Raw genomic sequence first — 16,216 nt, 5'->3', positions numbered from 1 at the left:
TGGCAATGAATAAGGCACGTCAGTCAACAGAGGAAACAATATGAACGATTTTGCAGCCATTCTTGCCGATAACGGATTTACGCCTACGCGCTACGATTTTGATGCCACCATCGCCAGGTTTGATTACGAACTGCAATTTGCACTGTTCGACCAAGACACCGTTTTTGATATTGAGCAATCAAAAATAATACGACAGTGGGACAACCCAACCGCCTACTTGCGGTGCGAACTGATCACCCGGAATGCCAGCCTGGATGGCGCTTTGTTATTGTTCTTGAAGCGTTGGGTTTCCGAACTGAGATACAGCAACGTAACACGGGAGATTCTGGACATTACCCAGCAGCCGGAGTCCGTTGAAATACGCGCCCTGCTGATCAGCTCACACAACGCGATGACTTTTCATATCAGCATCAAACAACCTGCCAAGGAAAGCCTATGAACCGCTTTAAAAAAGAAGAAGCCCGCGCGTACCAAAAAGCACGCGAGGGCTTGAGCGAAGCTGAAATCAGACGGGTAAACGAAGAAGATGCCCGTAATCAGCAGATTTCACAGCTTGCACGCACCCTGCATTTTGAATTGTTTCCGGAAGAATCCGATAACCAACTTGATTCAATTTCCGACGCCGCCGACCGCCGGCGGGGTATTAACCCAATGAGCGCTGAATACACTGCGAAAGTGAATGCGCGTCGTGAGAAACTCGGGGTAAGCCCACTTGGACTAAACGGCATGCCAACTACCAATGACAGCTGGGATGTTGCGTTTCGTGAAGCTCGGAAGCGGGTAGCAGGATTAGAGACGATCTGAAGCCACCGTGCTTGGATGGAGTTGACACGCTACCGAATACTGTCGCAATTTATTTAAACGCGACGCGGAGACCTGTCCTACGAGCAGTCGCGCCCTCAAAAATTGAGATTCAACTGCCTACAAATATCTTGCCACTGAGCTCGGATAAACCTTTGCTCCTCGCTGGCAATCGCAGCATTCCGCAGGACATTCAGAGGATGCCAAACACCACTCTCCTCCTGATAGAAAATACGTTCATAGATGTTACCGGTATGCGACCTGCGCCAAGGCTCAAATTTGTCGGACAGAAGGGTAAACGCATAATTAAGACTATCTACTTCTTCATCAGTAATACCTTCAGGTAAAATCAAAGTGCTGACTGTCAGGCCTTGAGGTTCCATCCCTTCCAAATCTAGCCACACGCCTCCCTGAGAAGACTTTTCACGGTTAAGTCTTCGCGTCGACGCCTCACCCACCATGATTTCGACAAAGCGAGTCTCAGGACCGACGCCATATCGTGTGAATTTTTTCTCGATTGATATCTGTTTTATGTCGATCTTTTTAAAATGCTGCAGGAGGTTACCTTCGATCTTCGGCTGATTCTTAATGGTCAGCGAGACAATCAGCTTTGTTCCCGGTTCCATAATTTTGTACGACGTTTTCTTCTTAAGCCGGGTAAGAAATTCCTGATCTGTAATTCGTGCTCTGTCTACGACAATTTCGGCGAAAGTTTCCTCGGCGATAGGCACATCCCCCCCATAGAAAAACTCCCACTTGCCATCGACCAGTTTAACGGGGATTCGAATTTTATTTTCGGCGAGCTTACTCATAGATCAATTTCCTCATTGCCGACTAATAAAACCATATCAAGACATCGACCGCTTAACCTTCCATCGGCTTACTCAAAACGTTTTAGCGAGCCATTGAACCACCCAGCCTCTATTATTTATCCGTATCAAACCACTCACTCATCTGCCCATACCCAAAAACAAACGCCAGCTTCCGCGCCCGTGTCAGACTCACGTACACCAATGCTCGTTCCTCGTTTTCCCGTTGGCGCCGGGTTACGGGGTCGGCGGCTGTATTAACCACATAGTCCATGGGCACCAGGCCCTTGTTGGCAGAAGCTATGAACACCGAGTCAAACTCCAAGCCTTTTACTCGGTGCATGGTCGCTAGGTTAAGCGCACCGTTTGGGGTGCTGGCGCTGCGGCCGTCTAGCAAGTGGCAAATTTGTTGCTGGCTCTCCAGTTGACTTCTCAGATCGTTAACTTCTTTGCGGGTACGGGCAATAACGCAACAGGCATCAGGCATCAATTTGTTGTCGTGAATAGCGGCCAGTATGGCGGTCGCTTGATCTGCGCTGGAGTCAAAACACTGAACGCTTGGCACCGGCCCGTGCATCAGCGAGTGATAGAACTGTTGCGTGTCTTGGCCGCCGTCCAGATCGTCGACCTCGACCCCTTCAAGAATACTCACCGCCAGCTTGCGGGTTTCGTCCGTTGTTCGGTAATTCACTTTAAGACGCGCACTGCGGCCTCGAATGTCGATGCCGCACTGGCCAAGAACCACTTTGTTCTTACCATAAATTCGCTGGTGACCATCGCCCACAATAAACAAATCGTTGGGGCTTGGCGGCACCAACGCGCGAATCAGCATAAACGCCTGGCTACCGATATCCTGGGCCTCGTCAACGATCACCGAACGCAGAGTTGGCCGCAGCTCAGGATTTGTCTCAAGCAGATTGCGAGCGTCGCGGTAAGCGTCGTCTGCTTCTTTCAGATAATTGCTAGCCAGCAAATGCCGATAACGCTCGAACACTGGCCAGATATCTACGCGCTGCTGGCGGTTTAGGCGGGTGCCTCGGCCAATGCGCGACGCCTTTTTGTAGTCGTCTACCGTTGTTACCGACTGGGGCTGAATAACACGGGCCCACTCTTCTTGAAAAAACGCCATACTCAAATCAGAATCAGCCGGCTTTTCCGAATAGGCCTGCTCCCACAAGCGCCTCTCTTCCTGGCTGTCCATTAGCAAACCATAATCGTAGCCCTGCTTCTTTAGAAAACTGACCACCCAGGCATCCAGGTTCATCACCTCTATGCGTTTTAGAGCCTCCTGACTGCAAATTTTATTCAGATTCTGCTGAATATCGGCCGCCAAATTACGCGTAAATGTGGTGAACAGTATGGTGCCTTCGTCGTCGGCTAACTGCTCAGCCAAAAATTTGGCCCGGTGCATGGCCACCACAGTTTTACCGGTGCCAGCGCCACCGAGCACGCGCACAGGCCCGTTTTTCTTGCCATTGGCCAGCCGTCGCTGGGCCGGATGCAAAAACACCCGCCATTTTTCGATGGATTGGTTAAGCACTTCCTGCAGCGCTTCTTCGTTTTCAGCCACCGCAAAATGAGCCTGGGATTCAGGGCGCGCAAGCGCGGTGCTGAAGTCGTCTGTATCTACCGCTTGTGGAGCAACAGGAACAATCTCGTTATAGGCTTCTTCAAAACTCGCGCCGGCCAACAGCATGAACAATCCTTCGTAAACATCCAGCGGGACCTGTTCGTTATCGCGGGCGTTTTCGAGGTCGGCTTCTATTCTCATGGCGCGAACCAAAGCCAATGAACTGTCTGGTAGGCCAAGCTGCAATAACTGCCGGTCACGAACAGCGTCGAACAGCCCGGGCTGAACTACATCAGCGTTTTCAGCAGGCGCTGCACTTAATGACTTTTCTTCAACCGTGTAAACCTGGATGCTGCCCGTGTTCGGGTTAACCTCAACCTTACGCTTGGCGCCCCAAGCATAGGCATCGTCGTGATGCGCCACGTGCAGCATCAGGTAGAGGCTTTGGTTTTCGGCCGCGGCCAGAATGATGCGCACGTCCTGATTGGCACGAATAGATCGCAGTTTGGTATCTTTGCAGGCCGTTAGTTTTTCATAGTGCAAACCGCTATGTTGCGGGTCTTGCTGAAACTGCATCACCGCTTTGTTAGCTTGGCTTTGCTCATTCGGCGTAAGTTTCAACAAATTTTCAAAGTACTTGTCAGAAAACGCAACGCTGACCATCTCAATCTCCTGAATCCAATTCATTGATGGCCGCGGCCAAATCATCTACCGAGCTACACACACACCAGCCTTCCGCCTGCAAATAGGACTTACTGGCCATTTGGTCATCTGACTCCTCTAGCAAAAAAGCAATTTTGCCTTCGTAGAACAGAATCTCAGCCTCGCCGATAACTTCGTTGTTAACGTTCATCACCGCTTCCCCCACCACGCCCGGCTCCAGCCAATTTATATTCTTGGCACTGAGTAAGTCTGCTATCGGCTGATCCAGTTGTTCAAACCAGTCCGGAACCTCGTTGAATTTTTGTTCCGCCTGCTGGTTCTGCAAATCAGGCCATAACAATCCGGCCGCTGTACCGTCGTGTTTAGAAGCGGGTGTCCAAGCGTACATCAGCGGCAAAAATTGCAGTAGGTTCACAGCGGCCCAGAATCTCTGCCACTGATAACGGGCTTGTTCGGCGCTGTCTTTGTGCAAGTCATAGCATACAGACACCATAGCCTGGTTAAGATCACAGATTTTGAACAGGTCCGCGCCCGCGACCATTTGCATAACAATGTCGGCCGCCTGTTTTTCGTCGCGCAATTGCACCGAACCTGTCAGCGCAATCGCACTGGGCGTTCTATCGGTAAACGCCGCTGGCAAACCGTTTAGATTACCCAGCACACTCGATTTTATGGCTGGGTCTACGAGCGAACCCGCCGGCAAACACTGCAATGTAAACAGCAACGCTTGTTTAGCCAGTGCATCCGAATCTTGTTTAGTCAGAAAATGCATAAGCAGTTCAAACGTGGTTTTCGCCAAGTGCTCGGCACTGTTTTCAACACCCGCCAACTTCGCCAACCCAGCAATCGCTGCGTGGTTTTGTTCTGGCGAAGTCATACCCGCCGGCAGCGGTACATCTATAGCCTTATCCCCCAGCACCTTGTTAACGTCGTACCAATTGAGTGACCAAACAACAAAACCCGCATGCATTAACGCCTGCCGTTTGATCAAATCTTCACTGCCTTTATTGGCATGAAATTTATAACCATCCAGGAATATCGCCACCGGTTGTAAATCACTGCCCACAGGCCACAGAACAAAATCCGGGCAGCTGGCGAACTGCACGCCCTGAGCCGAACCAAGGTTAACCTGCGGCTCCATTTCATAGGCCACCTGCCCAATGATCAGGCGCCAGCCATGCTTGCCACGAATCACATCCTGGGAAACACGAACCTTTTGGCCACTCACTGCATCGTGGCCCGAAAACGCTGCAAGGGCCTCTGGGAAGCGCGCCTCCAGTTCACTTTCAATCCACGGATTAGCCGCTAATGCACTGAGTGAATGAGTGTCTTGAACCCACTGGTGCGCGTTATCCACAATGTCCTTTAACATCTCTAGCGCCAGTGCTTTGCTGGTGCTCTCCATACCATAGGCGTTGCGGTATTCCAGCAGGCAGCGGTAGCAGCCATCCATGGTATCTTGGTAGCAGTCGCAGGCTTTCATCACGTTGTAGGCCATGCGGAACACCGCCTGCATGTGTTCCGCCTTGCTCAACAGCTCATGTAGATAACCTGTTCCACCGGGAACCGAATCGTAAAGCACAATAAAGTGCCTACGCTCGTCGGTTTCACCTACCGGCTCACTCTGGTAGGCCACTCGCAAATGATCTACCTTGCCACCAAAGCGGCGCTTCAGCCCTAACTGCAAAGCCGCCACAAACGAATTCACTTGCTCATCAGTACCGCCGGTGGCAAGCCGCGGCAGCAGAATACGCAAGGCTTCAGACGAAAACTGGCGATACAGATACAGGCAGTTCTCAATGCCTATGTCTTCCTTACCGTTGGGCAGCTTTTTTGCACCCCGTGAATAGGTGCAGCTTTTCAAATGGCTGGCTTCGGCTTTGCCAGCAGCCGCCGCCCGCGACTGCACCGAGCCGCACTCTTTACACAGCGGAAAGCCAGCGCGCTGAAGCTCTTCACCAGCCACATCAAAAAACATTTCATCGCCATCCCTGCGGCCAAAATTTACCTCCAGGAAGTTGGCAGCGCGAATAAACTCAAAACCAAAGGGGCGATCTTTGTCATCCAAAACCCAAGTAATGCGAATGTCTGACGGTTTGAAATCAATCAACATCTGCTTATTGAAAAACACCGGCTCGCGGTTATCAGAGTTGTCATCCAGCTGAGCGTCTCTGGCGTTGGTGAAGGCGTACACTTGGGTCATTTTCAGCATTTTGGTGCGCGCGCTTTCATCACCCCACTGATTGGTTTGGCAGCGCGGGCAAGTTTTATCACTAAAGCCTGCTTTGGGCACATCTGCCGCTGCGGAGTAATTGCAGCGGGGGCAAAAACGCCAGTCCTGAATATTGCGCCCTTTCGCCGTTTCCACCCGGGAGATCTTCACCTTTCGATTACCTGCGTAAAACACCGAATCCGGCGCCAGCTCGGTTAAGGCTGCTTGGGCGGGCCTTTGGTATTCATACTCGCGCTTTATAAACTCCCGTTCAGCGCCGTCGGCACTGCTAGCCACCGCTTTCTCGGACCGAAAAATCACCGAGTGCAAGGTGGCGCCTTCTTCCGGGAAGGCATAGTTAGGCAGCAGGCCCTCATCGGTAAAGAAATTCAGGGTTTCGCGTTTGTTTAAGCGAATACGCAGGCTGCGGTAACCTGCCAGTTCACGCTCAAGCTCAACAATCTCGTCTTTTGTGTGTTCGTCTTGTGGCTGCTTGCGCAGATTGCTCAACTGCTTATCCAATTCTTTAATCGTTGTGGCCATTTGCAGGCGCTCATCAGCCACCACTTTCAGCCTGCTAAGCACATACAACTGCAAGTGATCATCCGGGTGTTGCGGCCCGCCAAACAGATACTGGCGTAGCAGTTCTTGGTCGTCGTCACTCAGGTCGGTCGCCACATGGCCGGCAAAACCATCCCAAATCTCCTGCATATTGTGCTTCAGAAAATTCAACAATGTGTAAGGGAAGTTGTCTTCGCGAGTTTTTTCTACCGCATCCAGCACGGGCTGCATGTGCGGCGGTATGTGGTTATCGCCCTTGGCCTTACGTGTCCAGCAATCCATCGCATAGGCCAGCAACTGGCGCCTCAACACGTGGCGGGCTTTAAGAAAAACCGCTGGGGGCTCTACCGGCGCATCCAGCATTCGGCTCGGGTCTGCATAAAACACCAAATCGTGCGGACGGCCATTGGCAACCGTCAGCACAAAGGAATTGCCGTCGCGACGGCCGCCACGCCCCACTCGCTGCAAATAATTAGCCTGTGCCGGGGGCACCGAACACAACAGCACGCTGGACAGGCCACCGATATCAATACCCATTTCCAACGTGGGTGTCGCCGATAACAAATTGTATTCCCAGGGGCCAACACCCTCTATAAAGCTCTTCTCTACCCGTATTCTCTCAACGGGCGCCAGTAAACCCGTATGTTCATGGGCAATCACCCGGTGAATTTCGCCCTGGCGATACAGCGTTCGGTACAACGAATCGCGCACTGGCGCCAAGTGCTGATAGGTAAGCTCTGCCGAGGCCGCATTCAGCAAAGGCAAGCCTAGCCAATTACTCACCTCACTTGCCGGCAGGTGCATCGGCCTGTAACCCGGACATTCAACAGCCTGAATATCCGTTGTGATGTTGATTTTTTCGGGGTTCAACACCCACAGTTTTGAGCCCCGCTCATTTAACTCTTGGCGCAGCAGATCGCATGTACACAATGCATCCAGCGCGGCGACCAGAACATGCTCCAGCTGTTTTCGGTCAATAAGAGCTTGCGGATCAAGACAGGCTAACCACCGCTCATACCAAGATTGCGATGCGTTGGCATTCACCAACGGCTCATAACCTTCACCTTTACCCGTAGCCGGGTACTTTGGCCTGGGCGAGCCCGGCCCTAATGGCGGCGCGTAATTTAAAAAACTGAGCAGGTAAGATTTTCCGGAGTGCTCGCGGTAGTAGGCCAGGCTTTCGAGTCCAAAGGCGCCCAACTGTAAAAGGTGCTGAACCAACCCCAACATGAACTTGGCGGCGGTGTCTGCGTCTATGCGGTAACCCAGGGTGTTATCCACAGTTTCACGCCAAGCTAACGCGGCGGCATTCACCTCGGGCAGAGGGCAGGTCAGCGCAGCAATACCCAAGCGGTTCAGGGAGCGACCTACCTGCGAACGCCAACCCAAGTCTTCGAGCAGTTGCCACAGCATACGCTCACGAATTAGCTTTAGCAGTGTACTGGGATCGTTGATCGTGCCGGACTGTTCAAACTTTTCAAAAGCCCCCTGGTAGCGCTTGTCTGGCGGCATAAATTCGCGTAAATAGTCGGGCAAAGCTAAACGCCCCTGCTGACCTTGGTGATTCAACCACCAGGATTCAAACAGTTCGGAAAACCGCGCCAACGGGACTGGGCCGGGCTGACTTTCAAGCAGTTGGGTGAGCGCCATACGCACGTTATTTTGCCAGGTTCGGGCGGCAAAAAAACCGGCACGATGGGTAGCATCCTGAACCGAATCACTGAACGCGAGCAACTTGCGGTCATCGTTATCGCGGCTGCTGAACAGCTGGTGAATGGCTACCGCACTCAAGCTTGCTGCACGGGCACCGAACACCACCAAAGCCGATTTAGCAGAGCAATAAGGACAGTTGTGTTCGGCCACCGAATCGTTTGTCTTGCCCCTGCGTACCGCTTTTAGCAAGTTTGGTTTGCTAACACGAACAAGCGCCTCGTTACCCGCTTGGCAGCTTTTGCAATCACCGTTGTAATCCACTGCGGTTGTGTCGCCGCAATCGCGGCATACTCGGAAATGTTCAAGATGGAACCCGCCCGAAGACTGAGCCCGCCCCTCTTGCCAGGGCAAAAGTAGGCTGCTTTGTTTTTTATTGGCAAAAAAATCGGGATAGATACGAGATAAATCTGTTTCGATGGTCTGCCCCGTGGCGTGGCTCTGCTCCATGCTCGTTAACCAGGCCGTACCGTGGCATTCGCGGCACTGCACCAACGGCAAACGAACCAATTGCTGATCTTTTGGTGGCTGATCATCGCCAAACGACAGCAACGGCGACTGGCGCTGTGCCCCGATGCCGTCATCTGTTTCGTCATCGGTTACGGCGTTGCCAGCGGGTTCACGCAACGTTCCAACAATTCGCCGCAGTTCTCGCGACCACAGCTGCAAACGCAACTGTACAAACGGCTGTTCGTTATCAGCGCGGGCATGAGCCAGCAGCGCCAGCAATGCAATCAGTGCCTGCTCGGGCTGGCGCTGAAAGCGCTTGGGAATCTGCGCCGCCAGGCGTTCAACCAAAGTTCGAAACGTAGGTGTGCCTTTGCCCTGCTTTAGCTGGCGTAACAAATTCGCCAACTGACCGTGTTGCTTAAGCTCTCGACCCAACATAATGCGGCCGGCCATTCCGGTGAGGCCTTGCTCCGGGACTTTACTAAAGAACAGTTGGTAAGCAGCTTGTAAATACGCCTCCAGGCTTTGGCCAAGAGTTTCACTGAGTTGCTCGGGGCCAACCTGCGGGTTCAAGCTTAAATACACCATGTCACCCAAAAAATCCGACTCGCTTTTACGCTGCTCTACAATCACGCCATTAGAGCGAAACCGACTTGAGAACACATCCGAGGCGTAATCCAACAGGCCTTGAGTACTGTCGTCTCCACCCAGGGTGGCCGACGTACCTACGCAAATCAGCTTTTCCGGCACCATATCGAACCGCGCCCTCAATCGCCGAATAAGCAGCGACAAATCCGTACCCTGGGCACCGTCAAATGTATGCAGCTCGTCTACTACCAGGTAGCGCAACGTGTCAGAACCGTTGTTGGCCCATAATTTTTGATCTTTTGGGCGCATCAACAGGTAATCGAGCATTTTATAGTTGGTCAGCAGCACATCTGGCGGGTTACTCCGCAGAGTGTCTTTATCTGTAATCACCTGTTCCGGCGCCATGGCTTTGCTGCCATGGCCGTCACCACCCACAAAAAGCCCGACTCGCAGGCCTTTCAAAGCAGGTTGACTATGAATTGTTTGGGCGAAACGCTTAGCCTGGTCGGTGGCCAACGCGTTCATGGGATAAATGACAATCGCTTTAATGCCGCGGTTCCCCACACGCTGGCAATGGTCCAGAATCGGGTACAGAAAGCACTCTGTTTTACCAGAGCCAGTGCCGGTGGCAATGAGGGTATTGGCGGCCTGCTTGTCAGAAGCCAAACGCTGCCAGGCTTGCTCCTGATGTGCATGGGGAAGAAATTCTGTGGTAAAACTTCGGAAGAAATCCCGGCCTGCGGAGCCGCTCACGAACGGCAGCCCTACAGACACATAAGGCCCTTTAATAAACGCTTCACCGTCTTGCTGCTCTTCTACCAGCCGCTTGAACTCACCTTTGAAGGGCGCTGTTTCAGTTTCATAGCCGGTAACGATAAACTCGCGCAGTGCAGCCGATACTTCGTTAGCTAAAAGGCCGGGAATCATGATGCTTCCTTTTTCTAAATGCTTAGACTTTTTTCATTCGTGAAGTTGCAACGCTTCAATCACCCCAAACCTTTTAATATGAGTGCTTTTCCAGCGCAACCTCTAGTAACTTTGGCAGCGTAATAACTTCTTCTAACGAAAAAAGCCGCCAACCTTGCGCAGCAAGCATTGATCTTTGCGGTGCACGCACCGCAGAAAACCACACGGCCACTCGCTGCTCGTACCAAGCAAACTCAAACTCACCGGCCACTTCGCCTGACGGCAACTGAACTTCAGCTCCGCACTCTGGCGCTGGCAAGTCACTTTTCAAAATATGGTTCACCACGGGAATAGCGGTTTCTTCAACCTGAGCAGCCCATTCAGGTAAACCGTAATGCAAATCACCCAACACTTTACGCGCCGTATAAGTACGAAACTCTTCAGCATCTTCAAATATCTGAAAACCCGCGCCCATAGCAGCCTTTACAACGTCTGCGCCTTCGTTAAGAATGAGCGCGACGGGCTCCGAAAGCCCTTCCTGAAGACCAGATGGCCAGGCCAAATCAAGAAAAGCCCTTAGCTCGCCAGTATCTTTGTCACGCAGCTCGTATTCCTTATCGCCAGCCGGCAAACCACGCATCAACACCCAGTCATTCACAGCATCAAGCTGCCTCTCTTCTTCGGCATCGGAAATACCACCTGGCGCGCTCACGCCCTGCTCGATGGGAGCATACTCGTAGCCGCTATCGCCTAGCGGCAATTGATACAGCGAATCAAGAAAATCATTCGCCGCATCAGCCAACATCTGCTGGCGCTGCAATAAAAATTGCGGGTAGTTCTCTGCCTTCCACAGCTCTGGATTCTGCGGAACCCACTGGCTTACCAGCGCGCTCGGGTACTGCGCTTCCACTTCAGGAAAATAGTCAGTCGGTGGCCGGTTGCTTATTTGCAAGTTGCTGTTCTTTGTAAGAAAACAGAAATTACCCAAGGCGTTGATGGCTATCTTATCGTCATGGCCATTTTTCTTAAGGTAGTCCCGTGGAAAAATATGGTGCATCTCAAGCGATGTGTTCTTGCCCAGCATGCCTTTCCTCAGCGGCAGACCTGTGCCCCAATCTTGGGCTTCGCCTACCCGGGTGAGCATATACAACGTGAAATAGAACCGATTTCCACGGCTCCACCCCGTAAAGTGTTCAGGGCGAATACGCAAACTTCCACGCCACAAATGAAGCTCACGTATTAACGCATCAAGGCCGTCTCCAGGCTCTGCGTTAAGCAGTATGTTAAGGTCACGGGCGAGAACACTTTCTGTAGAACCGGAATAACGGCCCCAAATAGCGGCCTGTACATACCAGAACAAAATCTTATTCTGAACTTCCGCACTCTGCGCTTTACTACCTGCATCGTCTAAAAATCGGGCCAGTATTGGAAAAGCAAAATGACCAGTAAGAACCTGCTGGTGATCCAGCCCCAAGCGCGCACCAAATAGATCAAGAAGTCTATTGATATGGTTGATGGCGCGCTGCAAGGCAGCGTTGAACGTGCCGGGGTCAAGATCATGAAGTGCAGTAAAACGGGCATCACCTGTTGCAATGGTGGTAACGCTGCGCAGTAACCAGTCTAGGCTGAAACAAAACCCGGCCTCGTTCCAGTCGTCCAGAGCTTTGCGCATACGCGAACGAGCATCTGGCTCAACCGAACAGATTCGAGCCAGTGCCAAGTCGCCTTTAGACAGCTTTCGGCCACCGCTGTTGACGCGGTTGAAGATATCAACCACTACATCTAGGGTCATTTCGGGGCCAGAGACATCCTCCACGTGAACATCAATGTCGCGTATATCCCTTAACCGATTCAAACGCGTGGAGTACCGGCTTACCAGGCCCGCAAGCACCATGGGGTCTTCGCAACTACTGATGATTCTTGTTAGAAAAACGTCCGGGCCATTTCTCATCAGGCCGGTAACATCAATCCACAAAGGGTTTGCCTGCATTTTGCTCGATATGTAAAACGAGAACTCCTCCGTTTCAACGTTAAAATACAAGTCGATAAAGGCGCTGGCATTGCCATCAAAAAACGCTGGCGGACAGCCGTTCACAATACCGTAAAGCGAGGTCATCCGTTGTTGACCATCTAATAGCATTTTTACATTCGAGCTTTGCTGAGAATGGCTTACACCACGGCTTTTCGCCTCAGACGAATCAGTATTCCACGCCAGCAAGCTCCCAACCGGGTAGCGCTTGTACAATGAACGAACTAGGCCCCGCACCTGGTCACGATTCCAAACATAACCACGCTGAAACTCCGGCAAAGCAATTTGACCAAGCTCAATTTGTGAAAGAAGAGTGGAAATTTTCATGAAACGTCCTATTTCAGATTAAGTCCATCGTGAAACGCTCAAACAACGCTATCATCGACATACATTTCTGGTACATAAAAATCAAAGGCTGCCCGGGCTGGCACATTCATTTTCCATCCCTGAAACCACGCAATGCCTCTTCCAGAGTCTCCACTTTCCATCCAAGTGCGCCCCAACTTTCTTTCGCTTTTTGATCCCCTACAACCGCAAACTTGGTTCTTGGCCAGGCCATCTCGGCCTCCGCTTTTACTGCGCCTAAGGCATCCATAACTTCATAGCCGATTTCTGGTTTTGGCTCATTTCTGCTCCTATAAAGTCGCAGCAACCCCTGATAAGGCGGGTCAATTAACTGGAACAAGTCATTCCAATCGGTTGTGTCTCCCAGAACCCCCTGGTTTTTTCGCAGCTTTTGAATAACGCTCAGGTCGGCGGCTTTCACATACATGTTGTCATGTAGTGGCTGCTTGCGGTGGCAATCACCGCAAAGGGCTTGCAGGTTGGTTACGCTGTTATTCCGTTTGTTACCATCAATATGATGGCTGTGAAGCAGGTTTTTATGGGCATTCAAGTCTACCCGGCAGCTTTCGCAGCTATAGTTTTTTCGAGCGCGAAAGTTGCGAGATATTTCTTTCCAATCATCGGAATAACCGGATTTTGGTTCAATGAAAGCTGTGGGTAAATAGCGGAACAGTGTGCTGTGTTCGGCAAAAAAGTCTTTCAGGTTGAAACGGCTCAAGATTTGGCTCGCCTGCCCTCGCTCAGTTACATAGCCTTTGTAGTTGAGGTGCTTGAGGCAGTTGATACACACCCGCAAACGAGCGGTACCCTCAACACTCTGGCGCTGGGACATGGAAAAACCGAACACGTTGAAATCTCCGGTTACGTTAACAACCGCCTGATATCGCTGGAAACGATTTCTCTGTCGCATTTGCTCAAGGGTCTGGCAGTCGGCAACGTGAACTTTTTTACCTTTCGGCCCATCTTGCAAAACTTCATCAATGCCCTGCCCCTGATCCGGTATGTAAAGCACAATCTGGGCACCGTGGCTGCCAAGCACGCCCCCGATAACGTCGACATCTTCCAACGCAATTTCCGCGCCGCCCTGGTTGAAGCGAGTAACAATATCAGGAACCGGTTCAGCGACAGGCGCGTTGAGAGAATATTGCCGCTCTTGCGCTCCCATCTTTCGAACCTGACGCCAAAGCTGCTCAATGGGAAAGTGCAGCTTCATCCATCAATCTCCAGAATCTGCTTGATGCGGATGTCTGCGTTGGTAATCACCCGAAATGTCACACGTCGGCTTTTCTCAAAATCTTCTTCAGCATTGTCTTTAAACACCGGTTTTGCAGAAGAGAAACCAACCGCCGCAATATTGGATTTTATCCAGCTTTGATAAGGCTTGATTTGATCCAAACTGTACACAAATTCGAGCACACTTCGCGTTCGTCCCTGAGACAGCGCCATATTCAGGAAGTAAGCTTCTGTATCACTCGTTGTGCGGCCCCACACACTACTGGTGTGACCTTCTAGACGAACCTCGTTGATCGATTCTTTAAACTCACCCAACACAACCAGATAACGCGGAAAGAAATCCATTAACAGCGCTTGATATTCCTCACTTAATGCAATTTCCCCTTGTTCGAATAGCACATCAGGGGAGTTGAAGGTGAATGTGAGGGAGTCCCTGTCAATTTCAGCGTTCCATACGGGCAAATCGTCAGAAAACTCGACCAAGAGCGCGTCGTAAATCTGTACTTGGGTTTCCTGATAGGCAACCGCAACTTCTTTGATTTTATCGCGCTCTGCTAGCGCATTACGCATAAGCGCAATGGCAATAAACAAAAACACCACCATTAAACCGGCCATCAAATCAGACACAGACAGCCAGTGGCTTTCTTCCTGCTCTGACGCTTTGGGGTTCAGAAAATTTGCCATAACAAACCCTTAAGCTGTTGCCCGCGTCCGAATCACTTGGTCCATTTCATTAACCAAGCCCTGATAGTCTTCTGTAAACTTCCCAGTGATGCTCACCAAAGCCTGCCCCATCTGCTCCATACTGCGATTTATTTCAGACTGAAGCGCCTGGTCAAGAATCTGTACACTTTCAGATGTTGTTTCTGCACTCTTTCGAATGGCCTCTTCCATCGATTGTTTCAACCCTGCCACCAAATTCTGAACTTGGGCTGCCTGCTGCTCGGCCATCTGCTCCAGATTTCCCGCCAGCTGCGTGCGCATACTCTCCAGACCACTTTCAAAGCTTTCGCGGCTGCGTGCGGCTTCATCCATCATCGCCCTGCCAGAATCACGAAGCGTATCGCCAATGGTTTTACTTTGTTCGTTCATATCGGCAGCCAGATTCCGGAAGTTGTTATTCAGTTCGTCTGCCATGTCTTTCAATAGTTGTGTGGTTTGTTCGGTGCTTTTTTGAATTACATCGGATGCACTTACCAGCGACTGGTTTGCGCTGTAGGCGCTAGAACGGAATTCTTCCGCTCCCTGTGAAATCACCTCTTGAAAGGATTCAGTGGTGCTGGCAACACCATCGAGCAACACTTTCGAAGCATCTCTGACGCCGTCAACGGTCAAGCCAATCTGCTCCTTAAGCGCCGGAACTGCCTCAACTGCGCTGTCGCGAACGTCTTTGAAGGCCTCAAGGTGGCGGCCAAGCTCATCAATCTGATGCTGGTTCACCGTCATCACCTCGCCCAGTTTGGTCATGGATTGTGGAATATGCGTGGTGTGTTCATGAATCTTGGCGACGGCAGCTTCCGTATCCGTTATTGCAGCCACACCTTGGGCGTATTGCTTGGTCATATCCTCAACCTGGCCTTTATAGTTGTCCTGCCACACAACGAGTTTTTCTACGGCCAGGTTTAGCTGTTTAAAGTTTTCCCCGAATTGCTCCGTCAAGTTCTTATTAAAATCAGCAATGACCTGTTTCAGAGCCTCAATAACCGTTTCAGTCGCCGACTTTGACATCATGTCGGCGAAGTCTTGGAGCTTTATCCAAAGCTTTTCCTGGAATTCGACGGCATCTTTGCGGGATTGTTTTCCAGCATTGTTGATATCAGAACGCAGCAGTTTCATCTGCCCCGTTAAGCTCGACTCGTCACCGCTGCCAATAGCTTGGTTTAGCGCCGCAATGCCATCACGTTGTTCACGCATCACGGCGTAGAGTTCCGCTGCACCAATCTGATCTTCATCCAGCTCTTCTTTGGCAGAGTTGACCAACAGGCCAACAGACACCAGCACTTTGTAGACGATGGAAAGCAGCATACCCACCAGGCTGGTTATAAAGGCCGTTTTCATACCACCAAGAAGGCCCTGTATACTCTCGTCTATCCGTTCAATATCAAACGCCAGAAGCCCGGCGACAATGCCAAAAAATGTGCCCAGAATACCCAACGTGGTGAGTAACGTAGGGGTGTACTGAGTAAAACCATGGAGTTTATTGGTGCGTTTCAGAACGCAGGCTAAAACGAAAACCAGCAATAAAATCCCGATAAAAAAATCAGTAACAGCACTCGCCTGCAAGGGAGCAATGGCTTTCTCAAGAGGACTCGAAAACATAAAAACTCCATCTATCCGCT

The 16,216-nt window shown here is 51.3% G+C and carries 9 protein-coding genes and 1 pseudogene; 2 read left to right on the top strand and 8 right to left on the bottom strand.

What is annotated here, in order from left to right; translation table 11 throughout:
• Nucleotides 1-40: 40 nt before the first annotated feature.
• Together ATG98_RS17430 and ATG98_RS17425 are read left to right on the top strand one after the other, a co-directional pair.
• Nucleotides 41-439 carry a hypothetical protein gene (locus tag ATG98_RS17430; protein WP_098423973.1) on the top strand — a complete coding sequence of 133 codons (399 nt, stop codon included), beginning with the start codon at nucleotides 41-43 and terminating at the stop codon, nucleotides 437-439.
• Nucleotides 436-804 carry a hypothetical protein gene (locus ATG98_RS17425; RefSeq protein ID WP_098423972.1) on the top strand — a complete coding sequence of 123 codons (369 nt, stop codon included), beginning with the start codon at nucleotides 436-438 and terminating at the stop codon, nucleotides 802-804. Before ATG98_RS17430 ends, ATG98_RS17425 begins: the two co-directional genes overlap by 4 nt.
• 95 nt (nucleotides 805-899) lie before the next feature.
• Here ATG98_RS17425 and ATG98_RS17420 read toward each other — a convergent pair whose 3' ends face one another.
• From ATG98_RS17420 to ATG98_RS17390, 8 genes and pseudogenes are all read right to left on the bottom strand, one after another.
• A complete protein-coding gene (locus ATG98_RS17420) occupies nucleotides 900-1,613 on the bottom strand; it encodes a hypothetical protein (RefSeq protein ID WP_098423971.1) in 714 nt (237 codons plus the stop codon).
• A gap of 112 nt (nucleotides 1,614-1,725) precedes the next feature.
• Nucleotides 1,726-3,867, bottom strand: a complete 2,142-nt coding sequence (locus ATG98_RS17415; protein WP_179888194.1) for a UvrD-helicase domain-containing protein — start codon at nucleotides 3,865-3,867, stop codon at nucleotides 1,726-1,728.
• Complete coding sequence (locus ATG98_RS17410) at nucleotides 3,845-10,291, bottom strand: DEAD/DEAH box helicase (RefSeq protein ID WP_098423969.1); 6,447 nt, start codon at nucleotides 10,289-10,291, stop codon at nucleotides 3,845-3,847. Before ATG98_RS17410 ends, ATG98_RS17415 begins: the two co-directional genes overlap by 23 nt.
• Before the next feature lie 73 nt (nucleotides 10,292-10,364).
• The gene (locus ATG98_RS17405; RefSeq protein WP_228706185.1) at nucleotides 10,365-11,942 is read right to left on the bottom strand and encodes a hypothetical protein; all 1,578 of its coding nucleotides are present in this window, start codon (nucleotides 11,940-11,942) and stop codon (nucleotides 10,365-10,367) included.
• Between the two features lie 42 nt (nucleotides 11,943-11,984).
• A pseudogene (locus ATG98_RS23050) lies at nucleotides 11,985-12,626 on the bottom strand (DUF262 domain-containing protein); the annotation flags it as partial.
• Between the two features lie 106 nt (nucleotides 12,627-12,732).
• Nucleotides 12,733-13,857 carry an HNH endonuclease gene (locus ATG98_RS17400; protein WP_098423967.1) on the bottom strand — a complete coding sequence of 375 codons (1,125 nt, stop codon included), beginning with the start codon at nucleotides 13,855-13,857 and terminating at the stop codon, nucleotides 12,733-12,735.
• Nucleotides 13,854-14,504, bottom strand: a complete 651-nt coding sequence (locus ATG98_RS17395) for an OmpA/MotB family protein (protein WP_228706184.1) — start codon at nucleotides 14,502-14,504, stop codon at nucleotides 13,854-13,856. Before ATG98_RS17395 ends, ATG98_RS17400 begins: the two co-directional genes overlap by 4 nt.
• Before the next feature lie 66 nt (nucleotides 14,505-14,570).
• Nucleotides 14,571-16,196, bottom strand: coding sequence for a MotA/TolQ/ExbB proton channel family protein (locus ATG98_RS17390; RefSeq protein ID WP_098423965.1), 1,626 nt, complete (start codon nucleotides 16,194-16,196; stop codon nucleotides 14,571-14,573).
• Nucleotides 16,197-16,216: the final 20 nt, after the last annotated feature.

The organism is Marinobacter sp. LV10R520-4 (assembly GCF_002563815.1).
Lineage (GTDB): Bacteria > Pseudomonadota > Gammaproteobacteria > Pseudomonadales > Oleiphilaceae > Marinobacter.
The sequence above is the reverse complement of the archived record's forward strand: the minus strand, read 5'-3'. Positions and strand labels throughout refer to the sequence as shown.

Excerpts from the sequence above, each read along its gene's own strand:
- ATG98_RS17430 (WP_098423973.1), top strand. The coding sequence starts at position 41 with ATGAACGATTTTGCAGCCATTCTTGCCGATAACGGATTTACGCCTACG.
- ATG98_RS17425 (WP_098423972.1), top strand. The coding sequence starts at position 436 with ATGAACCGCTTTAAAAAAGAAGAAGCCCGCGCGTACCAAAAAGCACGC.
- ATG98_RS17420 (WP_098423971.1), bottom strand. The coding sequence starts at position 1,613 with ATGAGTAAGCTCGCCGAAAATAAAATTCGAATCCCCGTTAAACTGGTC.
- ATG98_RS17415 (WP_179888194.1), bottom strand. The coding sequence starts at position 3,867 with ATGAATTGGATTCAGGAGATTGAGATGGTCAGCGTTGCGTTTTCTGAC.
- ATG98_RS17410 (WP_098423969.1), bottom strand. The coding sequence starts at position 10,291 with ATGATTCCCGGCCTTTTAGCTAACGAAGTATCGGCTGCACTGCGCGAG.
- ATG98_RS17405 (WP_228706185.1), bottom strand. The coding sequence starts at position 11,942 with ATGCGCAAAGCTCTGGACGACTGGAACGAGGCCGGGTTTTGTTTCAGC.
- ATG98_RS17400 (WP_098423967.1), bottom strand. The coding sequence starts at position 13,857 with ATGAAGCTGCACTTTCCCATTGAGCAGCTTTGGCGTCAGGTTCGAAAG.
- ATG98_RS17390 (WP_098423965.1), bottom strand. The coding sequence starts at position 16,196 with ATGTTTTCGAGTCCTCTTGAGAAAGCCATTGCTCCCTTGCAGGCGAGT.